This window comes from Actinoallomurus acanthiterrae (genome assembly GCF_054775715.1).
Genome location: NZ_BAAHCO010000001.1, coordinates 5713191 through 5736522, shown reverse-complemented (window position 1 = coordinate 5736522; position 23332 = coordinate 5713191). Strand labels below are relative to the sequence as shown.

Annotated in this window: 24 protein-coding genes; 13 read left to right on the top strand and 11 right to left on the bottom strand. The window is 67.0% G+C overall.

What is annotated here, in order from left to right; genetic code table 11:
- Window positions 1–197: 197 nt before the first annotated feature.
- The 3 genes from ACYVF7_RS27180 to ACYVF7_RS27170 are packed head-to-tail and all read left to right on the top strand — an operon-like array spanning window position 198 to window position 2471.
- Entirely contained in the window at window positions 198–611 is a 414-nt protein-coding gene (locus ACYVF7_RS27180) for a hypothetical protein (protein WP_460346319.1), read from the top strand.
- Window positions 604–1818, top strand: coding sequence for a sensor histidine kinase (locus ACYVF7_RS27175; protein ID WP_460346317.1), 1215 nt, complete (start codon window positions 604–606; stop codon window positions 1816–1818). Before ACYVF7_RS27180 ends, ACYVF7_RS27175 begins: the two co-directional genes overlap by 8 nt.
- Window positions 1818–2471, top strand: a complete 654-nt coding sequence (locus ACYVF7_RS27170) for a response regulator transcription factor (protein WP_460346315.1) — start codon at window positions 1818–1820, stop codon at window positions 2469–2471. The genes ACYVF7_RS27175 and ACYVF7_RS27170 overlap by 1 nt, the downstream gene beginning before the upstream one ends.
- Window positions 2472–2546: 75 nt before the next feature.
- On the opposite strand, the gene ACYVF7_RS27165 is transcribed toward ACYVF7_RS27170, so the two are convergent.
- Window positions 2547–2759: a UTRA domain-containing protein gene (locus ACYVF7_RS27165; RefSeq protein WP_460358136.1), complete on the bottom strand. Its 213-nt coding sequence runs from the start codon at window positions 2757–2759 to the stop codon at window positions 2547–2549.
- A gap of 600 nt (window positions 2760–3359) precedes the next feature.
- On the opposite strand from ACYVF7_RS27165, the gene ACYVF7_RS27160 reads away from it, so the two are divergent.
- From ACYVF7_RS27160 to ACYVF7_RS27150, 3 genes are all read left to right on the top strand, one after another.
- The gene (locus ACYVF7_RS27160) at window positions 3360–4031 is read left to right on the top strand and encodes a helix-turn-helix domain-containing protein (protein ID WP_460346313.1); all 672 of its coding nucleotides are present in this window, start codon (window positions 3360–3362) and stop codon (window positions 4029–4031) included.
- A complete protein-coding gene (locus ACYVF7_RS27155) occupies window positions 4028–4765 on the top strand; it encodes an SRPBCC family protein (RefSeq protein WP_460346311.1) in 738 nt (245 codons plus the stop codon). Before ACYVF7_RS27160 ends, ACYVF7_RS27155 begins: the two co-directional genes overlap by 4 nt.
- Before the next feature lie 158 nt (window positions 4766–4923).
- Window positions 4924–5496 (top strand): dihydrofolate reductase family protein, encoded by a 573-nt coding sequence (locus ACYVF7_RS27150; RefSeq protein ID WP_460346309.1) that lies wholly within the window; start codon window positions 4924–4926, stop codon window positions 5494–5496.
- A gap of 355 nt (window positions 5497–5851) precedes the next feature.
- Here ACYVF7_RS27150 and ACYVF7_RS27145 read toward each other — a convergent pair whose 3' ends face one another.
- Window positions 5852–6451 carry a TetR/AcrR family transcriptional regulator gene (locus ACYVF7_RS27145; RefSeq protein ID WP_460346307.1) on the bottom strand — a complete coding sequence of 200 codons (600 nt, stop codon included), beginning with the start codon at window positions 6449–6451 and terminating at the stop codon, window positions 5852–5854.
- Between the two features lie 97 nt (window positions 6452–6548).
- Here ACYVF7_RS27145 and ACYVF7_RS27140 point away from each other — a divergent pair, with 97 nt between their 5' ends.
- Entirely contained in the window at window positions 6549–7712 is a 1164-nt protein-coding gene (locus ACYVF7_RS27140; protein WP_460346305.1) for an epoxide hydrolase family protein, read from the top strand.
- On the opposite strand, the gene ACYVF7_RS27135 is transcribed toward ACYVF7_RS27140, so the two are convergent.
- Together ACYVF7_RS27135 and ACYVF7_RS27130 are read right to left on the bottom strand one after the other, a co-directional pair.
- Entirely contained in the window at window positions 7672–7893 is a 222-nt protein-coding gene (locus ACYVF7_RS27135) for a transposase (protein ID WP_460346303.1), read from the bottom strand. The genes ACYVF7_RS27140 and ACYVF7_RS27135 overlap by 41 nt on opposite strands.
- 430 nt (window positions 7894–8323) lie before the next feature.
- Window positions 8324–9619 carry a COG4705 family protein gene (locus ACYVF7_RS27130; protein WP_460346301.1) on the bottom strand — a complete coding sequence of 432 codons (1296 nt, stop codon included), beginning with the start codon at window positions 9617–9619 and terminating at the stop codon, window positions 8324–8326.
- Between the two features lie 91 nt (window positions 9620–9710).
- On the opposite strand from ACYVF7_RS27130, the gene ACYVF7_RS27125 reads away from it, so the two are divergent.
- Entirely contained in the window at window positions 9711–10379 is a 669-nt protein-coding gene (locus tag ACYVF7_RS27125) for a response regulator transcription factor (protein WP_460346299.1), read from the top strand.
- Window positions 10376–11677 carry a sensor histidine kinase gene (locus tag ACYVF7_RS27120; RefSeq protein WP_460346297.1) on the top strand — a complete coding sequence of 434 codons (1302 nt, stop codon included), beginning with the start codon at window positions 10376–10378 and terminating at the stop codon, window positions 11675–11677. Before ACYVF7_RS27125 ends, ACYVF7_RS27120 begins: the two co-directional genes overlap by 4 nt.
- Before the next feature lie 434 nt (window positions 11678–12111).
- Here the strand turns inward: ACYVF7_RS27120 and ACYVF7_RS27115 are convergent, their stop codons facing one another.
- Complete coding sequence (locus tag ACYVF7_RS27115; RefSeq protein ID WP_460346294.1) at window positions 12112–13065, bottom strand: alpha/beta fold hydrolase; 954 nt, start codon at window positions 13063–13065, stop codon at window positions 12112–12114.
- A 346-nt stretch (window positions 13066–13411) separates the two neighbouring features.
- On the opposite strand from ACYVF7_RS27115, the gene ACYVF7_RS27110 reads away from it, so the two are divergent.
- The 3 genes from ACYVF7_RS27110 to ACYVF7_RS27100 all read left to right on the top strand — a co-directional run bounded on the left by ACYVF7_RS27110 (window position 13412) and on the right by ACYVF7_RS27100 (window position 15083).
- Window positions 13412–13669 (top strand): hypothetical protein, encoded by a 258-nt coding sequence (locus tag ACYVF7_RS27110; protein ID WP_460346292.1) that lies wholly within the window; start codon window positions 13412–13414, stop codon window positions 13667–13669.
- Between the two features lie 216 nt (window positions 13670–13885).
- Window positions 13886–14443, top strand: coding sequence for a D-alanyl-D-alanine carboxypeptidase family protein (locus ACYVF7_RS27105; protein ID WP_460346290.1), 558 nt, complete (start codon window positions 13886–13888; stop codon window positions 14441–14443).
- Between the two features lie 4 nt (window positions 14444–14447).
- Window positions 14448–15083, top strand: a complete 636-nt coding sequence (locus tag ACYVF7_RS27100) for a TetR/AcrR family transcriptional regulator (protein WP_460346288.1) — start codon at window positions 14448–14450, stop codon at window positions 15081–15083.
- Window positions 15084–15181: 98 nt separating this feature from the next.
- Here the strand turns inward: ACYVF7_RS27100 and ACYVF7_RS27095 are convergent, their stop codons facing one another.
- The 3 genes from ACYVF7_RS27095 to ACYVF7_RS27085 all read right to left on the bottom strand — a co-directional run bounded on the left by ACYVF7_RS27095 (window position 15182) and on the right by ACYVF7_RS27085 (window position 18546).
- Window positions 15182–15664 carry a hypothetical protein gene (locus ACYVF7_RS27095; RefSeq protein WP_460346286.1) on the bottom strand — a complete coding sequence of 161 codons (483 nt, stop codon included), beginning with the start codon at window positions 15662–15664 and terminating at the stop codon, window positions 15182–15184.
- A 374-nt stretch (window positions 15665–16038) separates the two neighbouring features.
- Window positions 16039–16773: an aldo/keto reductase gene (locus tag ACYVF7_RS27090; protein ID WP_460346284.1), complete on the bottom strand. Its 735-nt coding sequence runs from the start codon at window positions 16771–16773 to the stop codon at window positions 16039–16041.
- Between the two features lie 849 nt (window positions 16774–17622).
- The gene (locus ACYVF7_RS27085; RefSeq protein ID WP_460346282.1) at window positions 17623–18546 is read right to left on the bottom strand and encodes a LysR family transcriptional regulator; all 924 of its coding nucleotides are present in this window, start codon (window positions 18544–18546) and stop codon (window positions 17623–17625) included.
- A gap of 73 nt (window positions 18547–18619) precedes the next feature.
- Between ACYVF7_RS27085 and ACYVF7_RS27080 the strand changes: the two genes are divergently transcribed.
- On the top strand, window positions 18620–19666 hold the full coding sequence (locus ACYVF7_RS27080; protein WP_460346278.1) for an aldo/keto reductase: 1047 nt from the start codon (window positions 18620–18622) through the stop codon (window positions 19664–19666).
- 915 nt (window positions 19667–20581) lie between these two features.
- Here ACYVF7_RS27080 and ACYVF7_RS27075 read toward each other — a convergent pair.
- The 3 genes from ACYVF7_RS27075 to ACYVF7_RS27065 are packed head-to-tail and all read right to left on the bottom strand — an operon-like array spanning window position 20582 to window position 23159.
- Window positions 20582–21451, bottom strand: a complete 870-nt coding sequence (locus ACYVF7_RS27075; RefSeq protein WP_460346276.1) for an ABC transporter permease — start codon at window positions 21449–21451, stop codon at window positions 20582–20584.
- A 3-nt stretch (window positions 21452–21454) separates the two neighbouring features.
- Window positions 21455–22435: an ATP-binding cassette domain-containing protein gene (locus ACYVF7_RS27070; RefSeq protein WP_460346274.1), complete on the bottom strand. Its 981-nt coding sequence runs from the start codon at window positions 22433–22435 to the stop codon at window positions 21455–21457.
- Between the two features lie 52 nt (window positions 22436–22487).
- Window positions 22488–23159 (bottom strand): PadR family transcriptional regulator, encoded by a 672-nt coding sequence (locus ACYVF7_RS27065; RefSeq protein ID WP_460346272.1) that lies wholly within the window; start codon window positions 23157–23159, stop codon window positions 22488–22490.
- Window positions 23160–23332: the final 173 nt, after the last annotated feature.

Sequence of the window (23332 nt, the reverse complement as noted above, 5' to 3'; positions counted from 1 at the left end):
AGGGGCCTCATCAGTACCCGTCGGTTCCATGCCGCAACGGTAGGAAGGGCACTGCCTGCGCCACAGCTTGCCAAAGGAGCTCTTCGCGCCGACTTCGGTCTATCCGAAAGTAGGGGCCACCGCCAAGACTTAAGTGGACTCCAAGTTCCATCCTCCGTCCGCTGCGGCCTCGGCGCGACGGAAGGCAGGCTAAGGCCATGACACAGATCGAAACGCCGCTGGCTCAGGCCCCTTACATCGCCTCGAGAACGGAGGAGCTGAGGGCCCGCAGGAAAGGCGACCGGATCGCTGCTGGGGTCGACCAGAGCGTGCTGTTCCCGCGAAGGGGCCAGGCGACGCTGTACGACGACCGGCTCGTGCTCGGCGGCTGGGGCGACGATGGCGACCTCGTCCTGCGCCCGGACCAGGTGACCTCTGTGGCGAACGAGTTCACCAACCTCTACGGCCGGTTCATCGGCGGGCTGCTCAACGCGGGAAAACCGCTGATTCTCGGAACCACCGTGATCGGAGAGATCTACCTGATGATCGACCACCGGACCTTCATGGAGACCACCGACAATCGGCGATGGACCGCGCTTATCAGAGAGTGGCTCGGGTCCACGGGTGCATGACGAGCAGCGGCGGCGTCCGGGGAGCGTCTCGTGGCGGCTGCTGCCAGGGGCCCTGCGAGCCGACCTGGAGGAGGACCCGCCCGGAGCCCGCACGGCCCGTGACATCGCGGCGGACGTGTCCGGGATCCTCGTCGCCGTCCTGATCGGCGCGCTGAGCGGGTGGCCCCGGTACCAGGGCGTCACGCAGCCGGCGGTGATCGCCGACGTGGCGGTCGGGGCGCCGGCCTGCCTGGCGCTGTGGTGGCGGCGCCGGTGGCCAGTGGGGCTGGCGCTCGCCATGACCCTGTTGTCAGCGGTGTCGCCCGCGGCCGGGGGCGCGGCGTTCGTCGCGACGCTGTCCGTCGCCGTTCACCGTCCGCTGCCTGTCGTCTTGTGGATCGGCTCCCTCGGCATCGCCACCGAGCTGGTGAATGCCGCCCTCTTCCCCAACTCAGGCGTGCCCTACGCGGCGAGCGTCACGATCGGCGCGCTCCTGACCATCGCGACGGTCGGCTGGGGGCGTGCCGTTCGGGCCCGCCGCGGCCTGCTGGTCTCGCTGTCCGAACGAACACGCCGCGCCGAGGAGGACCGGCAGGCGAGGATCGCCGAGGCGCGCAGGATGGAACGGGTCCGGCTCGCCCGCGAGATGCACGACGTGCTGGCACACCGCATGTCGCTGCTGAGCGTCCACGCGGGCGCGCTGGAGTTCAGGCCGGACGCCCCACGGGCCGAGATCGCGCGGGCCGCCGGAGTGATCCGCAGCGGCGTCCACCAGATGCTGGAGGACCTCCGGGAGGTCATCGGGCTCCTGCGGGAGGAACCCGGCGAGGAGACGGCCCCGCGCCCCCCGCTGACCATGCTCCCCGACCTGGCCGAGGAGGCACGCCGAGCCGGGACGGACGTGACCCTGGACATGACGGTGGCCGAGGCCGAGGCCGTCCCCACGGTGGTGGCGCGCACGGCGTACCGGATCGTCCAGGAGGGACTGACCAACGCCCGCAAGCACGCCCCCGGCATGCCCGTGACCGTCACCATCCGCGGAGCACCAGCCAGGGGCTTGGACATCGAGGTCCGCCAGCCGCTCGCCGGCCGGGACGCCGAGATCCCCGGGGCGGGCGTCGGACTGGCGGGGCTCGCCGAGCGCGCCACGCTTGCGGGCGGCACACTGGACCACGGCCTGGAGGACGATATGTTCGCCCTGCGTGCCCGCCTGCCGTGGGAGGCGTGATGGAGGACCGGGACGAGCCGATCAGGGTCCTGCTCGCCGACGACGAGTGGCCGGTGCGCGCGGCTCTGTCCACGATGCTCTCCGGGCTGGACGGCATCGAAATCGCCGGCGAGGCGGCCAACGGCACAGCCGTCCTGGAGGCGGTGGGCGCCACGGGCGCGGACGTCGTGCTCATGGACATCCGCATGCCGAGACTCGACGGCATCGCGGCGACCGAGCGGCTCCGCGCCGCGCCGGACGCGCCCGAGGTCATCGTACTGACCACGTTCGACACCGACGAACTCGTCCTGCGGGCGCTGCGAGCCGGAGCGGCCGGGTTCTTGTTGAAGGACACCCCACCAGCGCTGATCGTGGACGCGATCCGGCGCGTCGCATCCGGCGAGCCGATCCTGTCCCCGACGATCACCCGCAAGCTCATCGCGCACGTCCGCGACGATGGGCCGCGGGTGGCCGCGCGCGAGCGGCTCGCCTCCCTCACCGGCGCGGAACGACGCGTGGCGGACGCGATTGGCCGGGGTCTGTCCAACGCCGAGGCCGCGACCGAGCTCTATATGACCGTGGCGACTGTCAAGTCCTACGTCTCCCGAATCATGGGCAAGCTCGGACTGAACAACCGCGTCCAGATAGCCCTGCTCATCCACGACGCCGAATAAAGAGCCGCCGACAGGATGGCGCGCCCCGGGTCGTACTGACCGTCCACACCACGACACTCCTTCGCCGCGCGTGACCTATCCGGACGTGTGATCGAAGTGGAGTTTCGTGGTGATGCGGTACCGGTCGCCGCGGTAGACGGACTGCACGTACTCGATGGTGCGCCCGGTGTCGTCCTGAGTGGTGCGTTCGATGCGCACGATCGGGAAGAACGGAGGCACGTCGAGCAGGTCCGCCTGTTCGGGATCGGTGACGCTCGCCTGCAGCGTCTGGACCTGTCGGGTGCGGATACTCGATCTCGGTTGCCGACCTGGCCTTTCTGTCCGTCTACGCCGCGCGCCTGTACTCGTTGATCAAGCCGCCGAGGACTTCGTCGCGGCGCGAACGCATCCATATGGAAAGTTCCGGCGGGCCCGCGCTTGCTTGCGATGGGGTCATTGGGGTGGGTGGCATCCGGAGCATGGCCGGGCCGTCCCGAGCGGCAACCTCGACACCAGTTACCACCGCTGGTGCCCCGACTACGGCGACGAGTGGGAAGGCCCTCCACTCGGGTCCGTGTCACCAGGGGAAAGCAACTCGGCGTTACGTCCTGGGTTCGTTGCGCAGCGATCACGGCTGGGATGCACCGGTCCGTAACGGGAGTGCGGCCGATGAGGGTTCTCCCGGTCTGTTGTGAGATCGGGAGAAGGGCCCAAGTATGCGGCGCGAGTGGGAGCTGGAAGACCTCATCGAGTGCTGGACGCTGGATGAGGCGGAGCTGGAGCTGAGCCGGCGTCGCCATGACCTTGCCCGGCTTCTGTCCACGATGACGTTGCACACCATTGGCCGCTCAGCGCACCGACAACTCAAACTGTCTTGACAAATTTTTTTGTCGGCTGGATCCTGGAGCGGTGCTGGAAGTCGCTGTGATCGAAGAACCCGCTGCGGCCGAGGCGTCCCTGGACCCGATCAGGTCCCGGATCCTCGCCGCCCTGGCCGAGCCCGGCTCGGCCGCCATGCTGGCCGCCCGGCTGGAGCTCCCCCGGCAGAAGGTCAACTACCACCTGAAGGAACTGGAGCGTCATGGGCTGGTCGAACTCGCCGAGGAGCGGCGCAAGGGCAGCGTCACCGAACGGGTGTACCGCGCTACCGCCGCCTCCTATGTGATCTCGCCCAGCGTCCTGGCCGCCGTCAGCCCGGACCCCTCCCGGTCTCCGGACCAGCTGTCCGCCCGCTGGCTGCTGGCGCTGGGGGCCCGGCTGGTGCAGGAGGTCGGGACCCTGCTGACCGGCGCCTCCCGGGCCCGGCGGCAGGTCGCCACCTTCGGCATCGACGCGGAGGTGCGGTTCGCCACTGCGGCCGACCGGTCGGCCTTCGCCGACGAACTGGCCCAGGCCGTGACGGCCCTTGTCGGCCGCTACCACGACGAGTTCGCGCCGCAGGGCAGGAACCACCGAGTAGTCGTCGGACTCCACCAGATCCCCGCGCAACCCGGCGCCCAGGCGAGCGCGCCCGGCACCCAGCAGGCAGGCGCGGGGGCGCACGAGAACGAATCCGAAGCAGGACAGGAGAACCGACGATGACCCACCCCTTCGAGATCGAGCTGGAGACGACCCTGTCGGCAAGTCCGGAACGGGTCTGGGAGGCGATCGCCACCGGACCGGGGATCGACTCCTGGTTCATGGGCCGCAACGAGGTCGAGCCACGCGAGGGCGGAGTCGCCGCCATGGACACCGGAGGCCGCCGGGAGGAGGCGGTGATCACCGCCTACGAACCCGGCAAACGCCTCGCCACCCGCACGGCCACCGCCGAGGATGGCCGGTTCATGGCCTTCGAGTACCTGATCGAGGGACGGGATGGCGGCAGCACCGTGCTCCGCGTCGTTCACAGCGGCTTGCTCGGCGACGACTGGCAGGACGAGTACGACGCGCTGCGCCGCGGCTGGCCCTTCCACCTCCACACGCTCGCCGAGTACCTGACGCACTTCCCAGGACGCGCCGGTGTCCCCGTCTTCGCCGTCGCGCCGTCGGACGGACGCTCGGCGCAGGAGGTTCACGCGGCGCTCACCCGCGGGCTGTCACTGCCCACGCCGGTCGCCGTGGGCGCTCGGGCGCACGCCGAACCGGCGGACCTGCCGCCACTTGACGGCGAAGTGGTCTGGTCGGACGACGAACGCATCAAGGTCCGCACCACAGACGGGATCTACACCTTCCTCCACTTCACCGGCGTGGTGCTGATGTTCCATCACCTCTTCGGACGGAACACGGACGGGGCCGAGGTGGCCTGGCAGCAGTGGCTGACCGGGCTCCTCGCCTGACAGCCCCCACAGGTACACCCGTACGCCGCCGGCACCGTCGGGCCACCGGCGACTGGACCACTCCCGGTGCCGCCGAAACAACCCCTTTCCGCTCCAACGCGGCCCAAGCGTGGAACCGAGCAGCCGAAATACACACACGACAGAGCAAGGAATCTTCAATGCGTACTCTGATCAGCACTGCCTTCATCTCGCTCGACGGTGTCGTCGAGTCCCCGGGCGGCGAACCGGGCTACCGGAACTCCGGATGGACCTTCAAGGACGTCGAGTTCCTCCTCGACGCCTACGAGATCAAGGGGCGGGAGCAGATGGAAGCCACCGCGATCCTGATGGGCCGGGTCAGCTATGAGGTGTTCAGCCCGGTCTGGCCGAAAATGGAGGAATTCGCCCACTACAACACGATGCCGAAGTACGTCGTCTCCACCACCCTCACCGAGGAAAACCTGGTCACGAACTGGGGCGAGACCACGATCCTGCGCTCACTCGACCAGGTCGCCGCCCTCAAGCAGACCGAGGGAGGCCCGATCATCGTCCATGGCAGCGCCTCCTTGAACCACAGCCTCTCGGACGCCGGCCTGATCGACCGCTACCACCTGCTCGTCTTCCCGCTGCTGCTCGGCGCCGGAAAGCGACTGTTCAGCACCACGGACAAGGACACCCAGAAACTGAAGCTCATCGAGCACGACGTCTACGCCAACGGCCTGCAAAAGCAGATCTTCGACGTGATCCACTGACAAGGCCCTCCGCTCGGGTCCGTGTCACCAGCCGCAAAGTAGAGCGTTCACCCAGGTCACAGCCGTCTCAGAACCGTCTCTCAGAACGCCGAGGTTGCGAGAGAGGTTCTGCGAACGGCGACCAGGGGGAATGCCTCAGCCGGACCCGCGGCGCGGTGGCCTCGCACCACCGGTCATTTGTGAGAAGTCGGCGACGGGCCTGAGAGGGAGGCAGTCTACGTGAGCACACGCTCCAGCCGCGCCGTGCGACTCACATCGTCGCGATCACACTGTTCTCACCGGATTCTTGGCGGGGTGCGGTGTCGATGTCGTATCCGGAGCAGGACGATCCGCAGCTCCGCTCGAGTGCCGCGGGTCAGGGCTGGTCGCCCACGAGAGCGATTGCGCGCGTCTCGGGAACTCCCAGCATCAGCAGGCTCGTGATCGTCGCTGCTCGGGCGCCGAGGGTCCCGTTCGACAGGTCGCTGTCCGCGATGGCGAACACGACGCCGTAGGCAACCTGGCTCAGAATGCCCGCCGGCAGGTGCTGTGCGAACACGTCGCTGTCCTGGCCCCGTTTCACGAGGTCGGCGAGGAGCTCGTCGACTGGCCCGAGCAGGCCGTGGATCGCCTCGCCGTACTCGCCACGGCGCAGCGCCAACAGCACTCGGTACCGGTGCGCCACCGGCCAGAGGCGGGCGACGAATTCGACCCACGTCGCGTCCGCTTCTGCGTCGGAGGCGTTGACTTCGGTGAGCACGGCTGTCATCTCGGCGACGGCCCGTTCCGTGAGTGTCCGAACCAGGTCGAGGCGCGAGGGGAAATGGCCATAGACGGTGCGACGGACGACGCCGGCAGCGGAGGCGATGTCGCCCATTCCGGCGTCGGGGTTCTCTCCCAGCACGTCGAGGGCGACATCGAGGATGCGATCGCGTGTCTCGTTCATCGAGCGCACACGGGTGGACTCGGTGGGCACGACACCATTGTTGCACACCAGTGTGCAGTGAAGTAGATTGCACACCGGTGTGCAACGGAGAGTTGCGCCGTGCTTCGAAGCCCAGGAGAAGAAGGCAATGACCGCACCGACGCCGCCGACCTCGGCCCTCGTCCGCCCGTTCACCGTCTCGATCCCGGATTCGGAGATCGACGACGTGAAGCAGCGACTGGCCAGAACTCGATGGCCGGATCCGGAAACGGTGGACGACTGGTCGCAAGGGGTTCGCGTAGAGAACGCCAGATCTCTGGTCGACTACTGGGAGCGCGGCTACGACTGGCGGCGCTTCGAGTCCGAGCTCAATCGCTTCCCACAATTCCTGACCGAGATTGATGGGCTGGACATCCACTTCATCCACGCCAGGTCCAAGAATCCCAACGCGATGCCGCTGATACTCACGCACGGATGGCCGGGCTCGATCGTCGAGTTCCTGAAGCTGATCGGCCCGCTGACCGATCCGGTTTCGTTCGGAGGAGACGCCGCCGATTCATTCGACGTCGTCGTCCCGTCGCTCCCCGGGTTCGGGTTCTCCCAGAAGCCCACGGAGACCGGGTGGACTGTATCGCGCATCGCAAGCGCGTGGGTGGAGCTGATGAAGCGTCTCGGCTACACGAGATGGGCCGCGCAAGGCGGCGATTGGGGTGCCGTCGTCACCACCGTCCTCGGGGCCATGCAACCTGAGGGGCTTCTCGGAATTCATCTGAACACCCAGTACGCCTTTCCCGCACAGATACCCGACACCTTGTCGCCCGAACAGCGCTACGCCGTGGAAGCCCTCGCCCTCTACACCGGCGATCTCGGTGGGTCGAACCACCTTCAGCGCACGAAGCCGGAGACTGTCGGATTCGCCCTGGCGGACTCTCCCGCCGGCCAGGCAGCCTGGATCTACGAGAAGTTCCAGTCCAAGACCGACAACCACGGGCTCGCCGAGGACGCCCTCAGCATGGACGACATGCTCGACGCGATATCCCTCTACTGGTTCACCAACAGCGCAGCGTCGTCCGGCCGCATCTACTGGGAGAACAAATCGGCCACTTTCGCCGGCCCGAAGCTGACGCTTCCGGTCGCGGTGACCGTCTTCCCGAGGGACATCCCACGCCTGCCACGAAGCTGGATCGAAGACACCTACAGCAATCTGATCCACTACGGCGAGGCCGACAAGGGCGGGCACTTCGCGGCCTTGGAACAGCCCGAGATCCTGGTCAGCGAAATCCGCACCGGCCTGCGCACCCTTCGTTCCTGACGCCAACGCCGCTGGTCAGACCCGGCTCCAAGCCGCGGTCGATGCGGTCCTGCCGCCGCCAGGTGTAGATCGACTGATCGCTGATCCCCAGATCCCGGGCCACATCAGCGACCTTGCGGCCCGCCTCGATCAGGCCCAGCACCTTACGCCGGAACTCCGGCGGATAGCCACGTCGTCCCACGCCACTCCTTCATGATCGAGTAGCACAAGAATCCAGCAACCCGCCTCCACCACACCCGGGGCAGACCAACATGTCCACAGAACCGGGGCAACATCAGTCACGCGGTGTACATGAGGGCGGAGCGCCGCCCGGATAACGGCCAGCGGTCGCGGACACCGAGCCGAACCGAGAAGCGTCTCAGCAGGTCAGACCCGGCATTACGGCGACCGGGGTGCCGAGCCCGGTCGGGCAGACGTTATGTGAAGCCGGCCGCCCCGGCCCGGTCACGCTCCGCTGCCTGACGCCCGGGGACACGTTCGGGAGTAGGACGCCTGGCCGGTGGACTCGTCACGCTGCTGGGGGCCGGCGTCTTCATGGGCTTCTACCGTCGGCCGCCCGTACCGGCCACCGCGCGGGACGGAAGGGTGATCCGCCTACTTCACGCGCCCATTCAGAAGCGGTGGCTCTTGAAGTCGGCCAGCAGGACCTTGAGTTGCTTCTCCTGCTTGGCGGCTGGGGCCGGCTTGATGTGGCCGTGGTCGATGGCGTACGTCTTGAGGACCGCGTCCATCTGGTTGTCGAGCAGGGTCCAAGTCTTCTTGTTGACCGCCTGCAGCGAGGTGGCGTCGGCGTCCCAGTCATCGCGCATCTTCTGCACGGTGGCGTGGGAGGCTGCGGCCTTCCCGGCCCGGTCCTGGGCGATCGCCGTCTGGGCGAGGTTCTCGTACTTCGCCACTGCGGCGGTCGTCTGGTCGCCGGTCAGGGCCGGCTTCGGGCAGGCCGGCATCGTCTCGCTCTGACCGGTCGGGTCGCAGGTGACGTGGGGCTGATTGTGGGCCCAGACCATCAGCGCGGCGGTGCCGGCGGCGATCACGCCGAAGGCTCCCAGAGCGATGCGCTCCCGGCGCGCGTTGGTGGTGACCGACGGCGCGTGCGTCGCCTCGTAGGTCTCGGCGACGTCGCTACGGCTGATCGACAGGTAGATGACCGTTGCCAGGATGGCGCCGAGGAAGATCAGGCTCGTGATGAAGGTGCCCAGGCCGAGTCCGACCGGGTCGCCGGGGTTGGCCGCGACCTTCGGGGAGGCGAGCCAGTCACCGATGTTGGCGCCGAGCGGTCGGGTGAGGATGTAGGCCAGCCAGAACGAAAGCACCGGGTTGGCGCCGAACTTCCACAGGGCGGTGATCGACGCGATGAGGCCCAGCGGCAGGAACACCGACTGCGCGGGCGTCCAGTTGGTCAGCTCCAGCGTCCAGTCACCGGTAGCGGTGCCCAGCGCGAACGTCACCAGGACGGTCAGCCAGTAGAACGCCTCACGGGGGAAGGTCGTGATGCTGTGGATCGACAGGGTCCGCTCGCGCAGCCACCAGACCCCGAAGACGATGGCCAGCAGGATCGAAAACACCGTCGAGCTCAACCACAGCGGGACGTGTTGCTCATCGGTGAGCATGTCGGTGTACAGCGTGCCGGTGACACTGACCACCACCACGGTCAGCCAGTACGGGAACGGGCTGTAGCGCTTGGTACGGAACTGGACCGTTAGCACGACCGCGAATACCGCGGTGAACAACAGCATGGTGTTGGTCAGGCCGAAGCCGAGGGTTTCGTTGATGTAGTCGGCGAAACTCTCGCCGACAGTCGTGCAGAGGATCTTGATGATCCAGAACCAGACCGTGACCTCAGGCACCTTGTTGAGCATCTGCCGGCCGGTCGGTTCGCCCATCCGGATCCGCTGAGTTGTTGTCATCGGGGAAGGCTGGCACGGCGTGCCTGAACACAACCTGAACGCTTCGGCAGGCAGGTGGGTTCGGGTTACGGGAGGTCCGTAACCTGACGATGTGACCATCCACCGCGTCCTGGTCGTCGAGGACGACCACGGACTTCGTGACGTTCTCGCCCGGGGCCTGCGCGAGGAGCATTTCGAGGTGTTGACAGCCGCGGACGGAGCAGGCGCGCTGCGGACGATAGATGACCAGATCGACGCAGTCGTGCTGGACATCGGGTTGCCAGACTCCGATGGCAGGGACGTCTGTCAGGCCATGCGCGCTGCCGGGCTGGACATGCCGGTCATCTTCCTGACCGCTCGTGATGGCCTCACTTCCCGGCTTTCGGGCTTCTCCGCGGGCGGCGATGACTATCTCGCCAAACCGTTCCATCTGGCCGAACTCGCTGCCAGGGTCCGCGCGGTGCTGCGCAGAGCCGGTCGCGAGGCGGTCACCGAGGTCGACGGGCTGCGGCTGGACCCGGTCGCACACGTGCTGAAGACCGCGGACGGCACACAGATACCCCTTACACCCACCGAGTTCCGGCTGCTGGCCGCCTTGATGGCAGACCCCGGCGCGGTCGTCCGGCGCAATGCCCTGGTGCGCTCGGCCTGGCCCGAAGGCGCCCAAGTCAATGACAACACCCTCGACCAGTACCTGAGGCGCCTGCGCCGTAAGCTCCGTGAAGCCGGGTGTGAGCGGGGCATCAGCACCATTCGCGGCGTCGGCTACCGATTCACATGAGGGCCCTCACGCCGGCGACTCTGCGCGGCCGCCTCGCTCTGCTCGCGCTGGCCACGACGGCGATCTGGGTCACGCTGCTCACCATGGTCTTCAACCTGGCGCTTCACACGCAGCTGCGTAGACAGTCTGATGACCTGCTGCGGACTCGGGCGGCGGCCGTGGCAGCGACCCTGCAGACCTGGCCAGACGGCCGTATCCGAGTGCTGGAACCCTCCGACGACCGTGCTTTGGATGTCGGAGTCTGGATCTACCAGGGTTACACGGCCATCGAGCGCCCCAGAGCACCCAAAGGGCTGCAGGCGAGTGCGGACCGCATGGCCGGGCAGCGCAAGACCTTCATGGACACCAAGACGCCGTACGCCTGGAGGGTCTACTCGCTGCCAGTGCTGTCCGAAGGCCGCCGGGTGGGCACGGTGGTCAGCGCGGTTGATCTTGACCCCTACAGTAACCTGGCCCGTCTGGTGCTGGCCGGTTCCGCCATCCTCGCCCTGCTGTTGCTCTTCGGCGTCTACCTACTGACTCGCGCGATCGTTCACGGTGCCCTCCGGCCGGTAACACAGATGAGCGAGCAAGCCACGCAATGGGGAGAGAACGGAACCCATCACCGGTTCGGCGCGGAACACCGTCCTGCCGAACTCGGCGGGCTGGCGAGAAACCTTGATCAGCTACTCGATCGCCTCTCCGCCGTCCTGCGCCACGAACAACAACTCACCGCTGAACTCTCACACGAACTACGGACCCCGCTGGCCCAGATCACCGCGGAGATCGACTGGCTGATCGCGCGAAACCGCACCGCTGCCGAACGAGACGTCTCACATCAAGCGATCGCGGCGAGCGCGGCCACCATGCAGCGGATCTGTGAGTCCCTGCTCACCATCCCCACCGATCAGGTCCGCGGACGATGCCAGCTGCTCCACCTAGCCCGTGATCTGGCCGAGCGCAACACGGAGGGGCCGCCGATCGTGGTAACCGGTAAAGACGTGACGGCTGGGGTACCCGCGAACCTGGTCGAGCGCATCCTCGTGCCCCTGCTGAACAACGCCCGCCGCTACGCACGGAACCAGATCACCGTAGAGTGCACTGCCGACGTGGAGATCATCATCACCGATGACGGTCCCGGCGTACCGGTGGAACTCCGCAACGCAGTGTTCGAACCGGGCCGGCGCGCCAACCCAGACGACGGTCACGACGGCGTCGGACTCGGGCTCGCGCTCGCTCGACGACTCGCCCGTACCGCTGACGGAGACATCGCCATCGACGCGGCCGGACGGTTCGTCATCTCCCTGCCCCGCGGCTGATCACCCCGATCCCGGTCAGGGCTCTCCGCTGATCCTCGGGGAGACCGGGCGAAACCATGGGAAGGCATCTCGAACCTGATGACCATGGGTGAGCTCTCGTGTGCGTGGGACCAGGCCATCCCTTTCTGACCACAGAACGATCAAGCCATCACCAACACGAAACAAACCAGGACCTCCAGCTCAAGACAGACAGCCACTTACTGTGCCATCAGGATCACATCAGCACGCATCGACTGGCTCAATTTCCATGATCGTCGAGTGGATCAATAACGGGACCGCCGACACAGAGTCGCTATGCGATGCGGGAGATCGTCGATGCGACCTTTAGCAGAACCGGACCGGGTATGGACGTCCCCAGCACTCGTCCGCTCATGCCGAATTGAGTGCGTCCGCGTTCGAGTGGAGGATCTACAGGCTCTGGTGCCGGCGCGGTCTCATGTCAGTAGCTCCAGCAGGTGGCGAAGGGTCTCCTCGGGCGCTTCTTCTGGCAGGAAGTGGCCGGCCTGGACGGGCCCGCCGCGCACGTCGGTGGCCCAGACCTTCCAGACATTAAGCGGGTCGTACCACTGTCCGACCGGGCCGGTGGCACTCCACAACACCAACGTCGGGCACCCGATGCTCCGATGGCCCCGATCGGCCTGGTCGTCGGCCAGGTCCAAGGTGGCGGCCGCACGGTATTGCTCGCATATGGCATGAACCGTGTCTGGATCAGTGAAGGCCGCGGCGTAGGCAGCTCGGACCCGCTCGGGGAACACGCCGGGCACCAGAGACCAGGCGTCGAGCATGTGGTCGACCAGAACATGCGGCGCCGCCGCGATCATCGTCTCTGGTACTGGCTCTGGAGCCGCCAAGAACGACCAGACCCAAAAGCCGAGGCTGAAGTCGGCGTCGGCGCGGGTGTATGCCTCACCGGTGGGCACGATATCCAGCACCGCCAAGTGGCTGACCGCAGCCGGGTGATCGAGTGCCATCCGGTAGGCACACCGGGCGCCGCGGTCGTGGCCGACCACCGCGAACCGGTCGAAGCCCAGCGCCGCCATCACCTGGACCTGGTCGGCGGCGATCACCCGCATCCGGTAGGGCCCGTGATCGGGTCTGCTGGGCGGCTTGCCGCTCGCGCCGTAGCCGCGTAGGTCAGTCGCGATGACGGTGAACCGCTCGGCCAGGGCCGGCGCGATGCGGTGCCACATCAGGTGCGACTCAGGAATGCCGTGCAACAGCAGGACCGGCGGCCCGGACCCACCCTGGACACCATGGATCGTCGTCTGCGACGTCGCAATGTCGAACTCGTCAAAACCCTCGAACACCCCTTCAACGTAGTCCGTGGGCACGACACTCACGAGGGACCCGACCGGCAGCTCGGCCGGCGTTGATGCCCGCACGCTCATGCCGCGTGTCCTACACGTCTGGCCACGGCCGCGGGCTGGGCGCAGCGTCGTTGTATGACTCGTTTCCAGGAGCAGACGCCGGAAGTAGCCGGCGTCACGTATGCCGCGCCGCTGCGGTTGGCGGCTGCGGCCTACCTGGCCCTACAAGGACACCTCACGGATGCACACGGAGTCCGACCTTCGGATCTATCTACCTGAGCTGGTGTGTCAACCACGACCTGAACCCGCTGGAGGCACGAAGGGCCGACGTCGAGTTGTACGTGCGCTGGTCTCAGGAGATACGCCGGCTCCGTCCGTCCACTGTCTCGCGTCGGCTGTCCGTGGTGCCGGGTTCTACCACACGTGCGTGATCGACGGGCTACTGGAGCACTCGCCCGCCGACCACGTCCGCCGCCCGCACGTACCGGCGGACTCGCCGACGCTGGGCCTGTCGCATCTGCAGTTCGAAGCGCTGCTGACTGCCGCGAGGCAGTCACCGAACATCTACGACTTTGCGCTGGTCGCCATGCTCGGTCTATTGGGGCTGCGCGTTTTCGAAGCGACCGGCAGTGACATCACCGACCTTGGCGAAGAACACGACCACCGCGTTCTGCGTGGTCGGTAAAGGGGACCGGGTCACGCTGGTGCCGCTCCCACCAGCGGTCGGGCGTGCCCTCGACCGCGCCATCGCGGACCGGATGAGTGGGCCGATCCTGCTCTACGGACTTGACGTCCAGGTCGATATGCCCTCTCTTGAGCGATCGCTCAAATCAGGCGTACGCTGGATTTGAGCAGATGCTCAACAACATGTGGGTGGGCATATGACCAGACTGGGGACGTCATGACCGGCGTCCTCCCCGATCGCCGCCGCGATCGCGTATACAAGGTGATCACCCGGATGCTGGCGGTGGCGTTACTCCCCCCGGCGTTCGCGACCGCGCGGTGCCGAGCCCGGCATACGGCCTGCCAGTGGGCCCTGGCGGCGCGTTTTCCGGCCGAGGACCTCAGCGGTCTGACATCGGCGACCCGTGCGGCATTCACGGCGGCGCGCACACAGGCGTTATGGCGAGACGGCGTACTGATCGGCCTCACGTCTGGGTACCGGGACGCCGGGGAGCAGGAACGCCTGTTCGCAGAGGAGGTCCGTCGAGCCGGGTCACCAACGGCGGCCCGGCTGCGGGCGCTGCCGTCAGAAGAATCCCGGCATGTCGCGGGCACCGCCCTGGACGTGCGGCCCACCGAGGGCGCGCACTGGCTGGAGCGATACGGTGCCCAATACCGTCTGTACCGGGTGTACGACAACGAGTGGTGGCATTTCGAATATCGCCCCGACGGCGCACCAAAGCGCCTACCTCATCCAGGTGCGTCGAAAGCCGAACCCCCGGAACCTCTACCGTGATGCCGTGACCGACACCCGACAACGCCTGATCGAGGGTGCGATCGAGACGATCCGCACGCACGGCTTGGCCGGTACCTCAGCGCGGAGCATCGCAGCCACTGCCGGCGTCAATCAGGCCCTGGTCTTCTATCACTTCGGCAGCGTCCACGACCTGCTGCAGACCGCATGCCTCGCCGTGACCCAGGCCCGGGTCGCCGGGTTCACCGAACGCCTCGATCAGATCGCCGACCTGCGGCAGCTTCTCGCGCTCGGCCGCACCCTGCATGCCGAGGAACACGCCCAGGGCAACGTCACAGTGCTCGCCCAGATGCTCGCCGGAGCCCAAGCCGACCCAAGGATCGCCGGCGCCACCGCGGCGGCCCTGCAACTGTGGATCACCCCGATCGAGCACACGCTGACAAGATTGCTGGCCGACTCGCCGGTGGCCGAGCTGATCGACGCGGCGGGCCTCGCACGTGCGATGAGCGCCGGATTCGTCGGGCTGGAACTGTACGAGGGCGTTGACTCCGCCGGGGCCCAAGCGGCTTTGGACGCGCTCGACCGGCTGGCCGTGCTCATCGAGGTCGTGGACGAGCTTGGGCCTGTCGCACGCCGCACACTACGCGGCAAGCTACGCAGAACACCGAAGAACGAGCGGTAGTGCAGCGGCACAGGCTCCGTCATGCTCTCGCGGACATGGTCGATTTCGCGAAGTCGCTGTGATCGCCTGCGACGCCGGCTTGTGCCCCTGAGCGGCGTCTACCCCAGCTGCCCTGTGATCGGGACGATGAGTAGTCGGAATCTTCCTCGGGGCCCAGGAAGGGATGCGTAATCCGACCACCTGCACGTGTAGCCGCCCTGGAGTTCGATGGCTGCCTCCCGCCCCTTCATGGTGCCGACACCGGTGTTGGAACCCCAGGACCGCCTGCCATTGATCTGCTGCCGCTCGTAGATACGGAAGGCGTCGGCGTTTGTAGGTCGGCTATGCGTCGGACGGGACCAGTAGGCGGGATCGTTGGTCAGAACCAGGACGGCGCCACTCCACCCGGACCTGCCGGTGAACTGCTCAGCGCGCTGGATGTCCTTCACCACGTCGTAGGCCCGGATGTCCTGCGCGCCCTGGTTGAGCAATGTGAAGGTCTCGTGGTCCACCTCCCCGGCCCACGCGGCTGTAAGGTACTTCAGTTCGAGGGCCAGGTGCTCACCGACGTCCGGCTTGGACAGCAGAAGGTCCAAGCGCATTCCGGGGGCAGGTCTGGTCTCCAGGCAGACACGCAGGGACGGGTTGGACTTGTGGGCCGTCCACGCCAGGACATGCTAAAAGTCGGCCTCTGAATGGAATACCGGCCTGCGCCGACGCATGTCGCCGATCCAGGTCACGATGTCCTCTATCCAACTGCTCACCCGCACAACTTATGAGCCTTGCGGCTGAGAGATCCGGCGAATACCTCTCTTGCCGCGGAACGGCGGTCATTGGTGCTGTTCAGCGTTCGATGGAGATGAGCGTGATTGCGTCCGAGGCGTTAGGTCTGTGTCGGAGCGAGGTCGTGAACCGACGCCCTGACCGGTGCGGGTAGATGAGATCGAGTTGGCGCGGGCTCATCTGCGATTTTCGGTCAGCCGATTCGGGTGAGGCTGTCGATCGCGGTGATGTCTTCGGGCGTCAGGCGGAGGCTTTCGAGGTCGTAGTTGGTGGCGATGCGTTCGCGGCGCGATGACCGGGGGAGGATCACGATGTTGTGTTCGAGATGCCAGCGGAGGACGACCTGGGCGGGAGTCACCTGGTGCTTTTGGGCGATCTCGGTGAGGACGGGGTCGTGCAGGTCGATGTTCTTCAGGCCGCTGTAGCCCTCGACAACGATCCCTCGGCTGCGGTGCTCCTCCATCAGGGCCGGGTCGTGCTGTGTCGGGCTCCACGGGATCTGGTTGACGGCCGGCTGCTGTCCGGTGGCCTTGGTCAGCAGGTCGATCTGTGCAGGGCTGTAGTTGCTGACTCCGACGTTGCGGACCAGCCCGGCGTCTTTGGCGGACAGGAGTTCCTGCCAGGTCGAGACGAGTTCGTTCCGGCCGGTCGGCCAATGGATCAGCCAAAGATCAACGTAGCCGGTGTTGAGCAGGCGAAGGCTCGACTCCAGGGTACGGCGAGCATGCCGCGCGTCCTGCGGGCGAAGCTTGGTGGTGACAAAGACCTGCTCACGGTCCAAGCCGCTGTCTTTCACGGCTCTACCGACGTCCGATTCGTTTTTATACAACGTCGCGGTGTCGATGTGCCGGTAACCGATCTCCAGCGCCGCGCGGACCGATTCGTACGCTGTTTTGGGCCGCAGCTGCCAGGTCCCAAAGCCGATCAACGGCAGCGCGGTGAAACGCCCAACTCAACTGGTCCCCAACGCCGCCGCCGCGATCTCACTCGCCCTCAATGTCATGCGCAATCGCCAGCACAGATCCACGGTGTGAGCCCCTAATTCCGGCGAATGCTCCGCGATATCAACAATCGCCATAAAATGCAAGGATCTCCGCATTGCCGCCTCCGGAGGTCCTTCTAGCTGCGACGACGACTTGGGTCCAGCGGCGACACAGCCCGCGCCCGCCCTTACAAGATAAGCTTCCGATAAATGACGTACACACCATCGGGGCCCTCAAATTCCGCTCCCCCTTTTCCCGAACTACATCGATGCGACTAATCAACAGTCGAAGACACACTCGACAACTACGTGAGTGCGTCGGTCAAAACTCAAAGCCACGCGGGGGGAAGTCCCGTCGTCGACTCCCCCAGGTCGAACTTGAGGTCGTGCTCCCCGCGCACGGGGGATGGTCCCGCGAGCATGTGCGCGGCCCAGCACGCCCGCCAACCCTCCCCGCGCGGACACGGCAATGGGTCGGCGTGGGTGCTCGGCGGGTGCTCGTATGTCGCGGTACCTCCCGGCAGTACCCGGTAGGGCATTCGACTGATTCGCTGGGGAAGGGACGGCGAAGGCGGACCAAACGGCATCTACTGGCACTGCGGAGCACGACGCGATATCGCCATCTAACGACAGCTGTGGACTTGCAATCCATAGGTTCTGGGTTCGAGTCGCAGGCGCTCTACCACTCACCTGGCCGCTGACTTGCGGTTTCTCCCTGTCGGGCCGCCTCGACGAAGATCGCTCCGGTCCGCGTCTGCTCCAGCCTGCCGGATCACCAGTCCGGCCCACGATCTTTCAGACAGTCCCGACCCACTGGCGTCGTTCGTCGCCATGTGGCGTGCCATCCTCGGCGACGGCAAGGAAGCCGGCCAAGGTCGGCGACTGGTTGCTCGCCGACCAGGCGAGTGCCATGTCCCAGAGTGGGAGGTCGTCCTGGATCGGGCGGTAGACGACCTGGCTCGAATCGTGTGGTGGTGTTGGTGAGATGAGAAGGGAGATGCCCAGGCCGGCGGCGACGAGTGCGGGGATGGTCTGGAGTTGGGCCTCCTGCACGATCCGTGGGCTGAAGCCTGCGGCCAGACAGCGACCGATGATCGTGTCATGGACGATCGGCCCGGAATCTCTGAAATAGAGCACGAACGACTCGTCGGCCAGTGCGGCGAGGGGAACTCGTTCGTACCCCGCGAGCCGGTGGGTCGCCGGGAGGGCTGCTACGAGCGGGTCGCGCGAGATCACCTTCGTCGTCAGCCCGTGCAGCGCTGTGACGGGCCGGAGGACGCCGGCATCGAGGTGGCCGGTGCGTAGGGCCTCGCTTTGTTCCAGGGTCGTCATGGCGCGTGCGTTGACGACGACGTCTGGGTATGCGGTGCGGAAGGCGCTGACGAGTCGCGGGATCACTTCGTAGGTTGCCGACTGGACGAATCCCAGCCGAAGGGAGCCGACCTCGCCGGCGTGGGCGCGTTTGGCGTCGCGTACGACTTCGTCGCCCCGGCGAAGCAGCTCGCGGGCCCCGGCGACAACGATCTCACCAGCCGGGGTCAGGGCGAATCGCCTTCGTGCCCGGGAGAAGAGAGGCATGCCGAGATCCTTCTCGATGGCGGCGATCTGCCGGCTGAGTGAGGGTTGAGTGACGCCGAGTCGCTCGGCCGCACGGCCCACGTGCAGTTCATCCGCGACCATCAACAGGGCGCGCAGCTGGCGTTGTGAGGTCGACATCATGCGCAAGACGATATGAGATGACAACGATTTACACATTGGACGCATCAGCGGCCCGGCTCATAGCTTCTCCTGCATGACAACGGAGAAGGCGACATCCCCGATGGGCACCAGGAACCTTGGCCCGCTCCAGGTGACCCGGCTCAGCCTCGGCACGATGCTCATGGGCGGCCGGACACCGCGCGACGAGTCGTACCGGATGCTGGACCGCTACCTCGAGGCCGGCGGCAACTTCCTCGACACCGCGGACGTGTACGGCGACGGGGAGTCCGAGCGCACGCTCGCGCCGTGGCTGGCCTCGCACCGGGATGAGGTCGTCGTGGCCACGAAGGTCTGCATGCCGGTCTCCGACCCGCCCGGGAAGGGCCTCGCGCCCGACCGTGTGCGCGCGGCGTGCGACGCGAGCCTGAGGCGGATGGGCATCGACGTGATCGACCTCTATCAGGTCCACGCACCGGACCCCGGCACGCCGCTCGAGGACACGCTGGAGGCGCTCGACGGGCTTGTGCGCGCGGGCAAGGTACGGGCGCTCGGCGCCTCGAACTTCCCGGCGTGGCTGCTCGCCTGGGCGGTCGGGCTGCAGGACCGCAACGGCTGGGCGCCGTTCGTCTCACTGCAGCCCCAGTACTCGCTCGTGGAGCGCTCGATCGAGGTGGAGGTCTTGCCGTTCTGCCGCGCCGCCGGCATCGGCGTGATTCCGTGGGGGCCGCTCGGCGCCGGCTTCCTGACCGGGAAGTACTCGCGCGATGCCGAACCGCCGGCGGGCTCGCGGATGGCCGGCGCCGGGGACAGTCTCGAGGAGGCGCGCCACCGCCGCGCGATCGAGCGCAACTTCCGCGTGGTCGATGAGGCGGAAGCGATCGCGCGCGACAAGGGTGCGACGATCGCGCAGGTCGCGCTCGCCTGGCTCCTCGGCGTCGAGGGCGTCGTCGCGCCGATCGTCGGCCCCCGCACCTTCACCCAACTCCAGGACCTGCTCGGAGCGGCGGACGTCACGCTAACGGAAGCGGAGCAGATGAGGCTGGCCGCGCACACGCCGCCGCCGGAGATGTACCCCTACCGGATGCTTTCGCAGCAGCTCGGCCTGGGGGAGCTCGCGCAGCTGAACCGCAGCCGCTCTTAGCTGAAGCCCGGATGCACCCGTCCTGGGACTGGGGAGTCGTAGAGCGAAAATGGCCTTAAGCGGCGAACGACTCGGTGACCGGGTGGGCGGGGTGCCGTCGGCGAACGTTCGGTGTCCTTCCTCGGCCGGCTTCGCCATGCCGGACTCCCGAAGGTTCCGGCCCTCGCCCGAAAGATCATCAACCTCTCGGCCCCAGCGGCCCTGGGCATACGCAGACACGACACCGATTATGACGACGATCCGGCAACAACACCGCCAGCCCAAGTTGACTCAGGGAACTGCCGGCCACGCTTCTGTTCCTCGGGCCGGGAACGGCCCTGCGGCACGGGTCGGGGTTGCACCCGAAATTACGGTGGACGCTGACGTGCCCAAATCCGCCTGTCCTGTCCCGCGTTGCCGTTAGGCCAGAGCGCTCGGTGTGTGTCTTCGTCCGGTACAGACGGTCCGGGCCAGCCGAGCGGGAACTCCTGGCGGAGGTAGTCCTTAACCTGTTCCCGGATCTCCGCCGGCCCGTGCCGGGTGATCGGCTTGACGCAGTACTTGCGGACAGCGGGGTGGCGGCGGGGTTCCTGGCACATCAGCACAGCCAGGACACGGGCGGGCCATATCAAGCCGAAGGCGTACTCGACAGCGATGCCGCCGGTCGCGACCCGCGGCAGGTGTTTGAAAACCTGTCTTCTCCCAGGCGTCGATTTCTTGGCGCTTGGTCAGGAATAGGGCGAGCGCGATCTACTCGCACGTGTTCCCCGACGCCCACCGACGGTTCGTCGAGATGCCGGCCGCCCGCGGGGAGCAGTCGCTCCGCCCGTGGGCGGCCATTCATCGGCGCTCTCCACCATCTCCGCTCGATGACCTTCTCAGGCCGATCCGCGAGAGTCGAGAGACTCTGCTCCCAGGACGCCGCAGTGGTGCCGTTCAGTCGGTCCGCTTGAACTGCAGAACGGCGGCACCCAGCAGGACGGCGCCCAGCGCCAGCACGATGAGGACTTCCAGCGCGGGCGGCACCTGCCAGCCGAACCAGGTGACCCCGGGGTTGAACCGATGCAGCAGCGCGGGGCTGGCGGTGATGTGGGAGAACACCACGTGCCGCAGCGGGTCGACGGCGTAGGTGAGCGGGTTGATACGCGTCAGGACGCCCAGCCAGGTCGGCAGTCCCGACAGCGGGAACAGGGCGCCGGACAGGAACAGCATCGGCATCATCGCCATCTGCATGATGCCGAAGAAGGACTGCATTTTCTTGATCCGCGCGGCCAGCACCACGCCGAACGCGGTGATCGTGAACGCGCCGATGAACATCACCAGCACGAGCAGGAGGAGCATCGCCGGGTCGTACGGGACGCCGGCCAGCCCGGCCAGGGCGAGGAGCACGATGCCCTGGAAGGTGGCGACGATCGCCCCGCCCAGTACCTTGCCGACGACGATGGCGCTCCGGCTGACCGGCGCGACGAGCATCTCCCGCAGGAAGCCGAACTCCCGGTCCCAGACGATGGAGGCGGCGGAGAACATCGCGGTGAACATCACCGACATGGCGACGACGCCGGGGAAGATGAACGTTTTGAGGTTCACCCCGCCGCCGCTCGCGACGAGTGAGGACAGCCCGGTGCCCATGACCAGCAGCCACAGCACGGGCTGGACCAGCTGGGAGATCATCCGGGTGCGGTCGTAGAGGAAGCGGAGCAGCTCCCGGTGCAGCACGATCTTGACCGCGCGCAGGTCGTGGCGCACGCTGCGCCGCGCCACCCGTACCTGGGCGATCTCGGCGGCCGGATGGGTGTCAACGGACATCGGTCATCTCCTCATCATCCGCATCCAGTCGTTCGCACCGGCCTCGGCGTCGCGGATCGTGCTGCCGGTGTAGTTGAGGAACACGTCGTCGAGCGAGGGGCGCGCGACGTGCACGGAGCGGATCGGCACGCCGAGCTCGGCGAACAGGCGCGGCACGAACTCCTCGCCGGAGGGCACCGCGAAGGTGACGGTGCGCTCGTGGATCCCGGCGTCGATCGCGAAGCGCTCCTTGAGGGCGGCGATCGCCGCCTCGTCGTCGGCCGTGGTGATCTGTACGCGGTCCTTGCCGACGCCGGCCTTGAGGTTCTCCGGGGTGTCGAGGACGACGATCTCACCGTGATCGATGATCGCGATGCGGTCGCAGTACTCGGCCTCCTCCATGTAGTGCGTCGTGAGGAAGATCGTGATGTCCTCGGTGTCCTTCAGCTGTCGGATGTAGCCCCAGATCGCGGCGCGGGTCTGCGGGTCCAGGCCGACGGTCGGCTCGTCGAGGAAGAGCACGCGCGGCGAGTGGAGCAGGCCACGGGCGATCTCCAGCCGCCGCTTCATGCCGCCGGAGAACGTCTCGACCTTGCCGTCCTTGCGGTCCGCCAGGTCGACCATGGTGAGCACCTGGCCGATGCGCTCCTTCATCGCCTCCTTCGGCACGCCGTACAGCTCGCCGTGGAAACGAAGGTTCTGCTCCGCCGTCAGGTAGGCGTCGACGGTGGGGTCCTGGAACACCAGGCCGATGTTGCGCCGGACCTCGTCGCGTTCGGCGACGATGTCGTGGCCGGCGACCCGCGCGGTGCCGCCGGTGGGACGGACGAGCGTGCACAGCATGCTGATCGTCGTCGTCTTGCCGGCGCCGTTGGGGCCGAGGAAGCCGAAGACCTCTCCCGGCGCGACCTCGAAGTCGATGCCCTTGACGGCTTCGAGGTCGCCGTATCTCTTCGCCAGGCCGTCCACCGCGACGGCGGGGCCTCTTCCATCGGTCGAGGTCACGAGCCCTCCTTCGTCGGCCTTATGACCACATTGACTCCCTCGCTTCGCCCGGTCATGCATCCTCCTCGGGGTCTTCGGCGAGCAGGCGGTACAGGGCACGGCGGGTGTCGGCGAGGATCTTCCGGGCGTCGTCGCGCTGGCCCGGGCTGCCGGCCATCATCACCTGGCGCATGGCCATGCCGACCTGGGCCAGCTGGCGGTGCAGGTCCACCATCTCCTCGCTGACGGACTCGGCGACCTCCTCCCACGGATCGGCGGCGCCTTCGCGGCGCTCGCGCAGGTGGACGAATCCGGTCTCGGTCAGGTGGTACGTGCGGCGCCCGCCGTCCTCCTCCGACCGGACCAGCCCTTCGTCCTCCAGTTGCTGCAGCGCCGGGTAGACCGAGCCGGGGCTCGGCCGCCAGATCCCCTGACTGCGCTCGGCGATCTCCTGGATGATCTGGTAGCCGTTGCGCGGCCCCTCGGCGAGGAGGGCCAGCGAGGCCGCGCGGACGTCCCCCTTCTTGACCTTCGGGGCGGGGCCGGGCGGCATCGGACCGCCGAACCCGAACCCGAATCCCGGCGGGCCGGGCGGAGGCGACAGATGAGGCATCGGCGGCGGCGCGGGCGGCCCCGGCGGGAACGGCAGGCCCCCGTGGTCGTGCGGCATTCCCCGGGCTTCGTTCCACATCGGATGCCCGGCCGGATCATGCGGATGGCCCCAGTGAGGCGACGGATGACGCATGGCCCCTCCCGACTCTTCTCGACGATCATCTAGATACGTTAACGATATATCTAGAACGTTCAGCGAACAAGCCGATATGCGGCGATGTTTAGGGACGCACACGACGGCTACCCTCAAAGCCGGACATACATCCAGGTGGGATCGGTCTCCTGGGGCTCGCGGAACCCACCGGA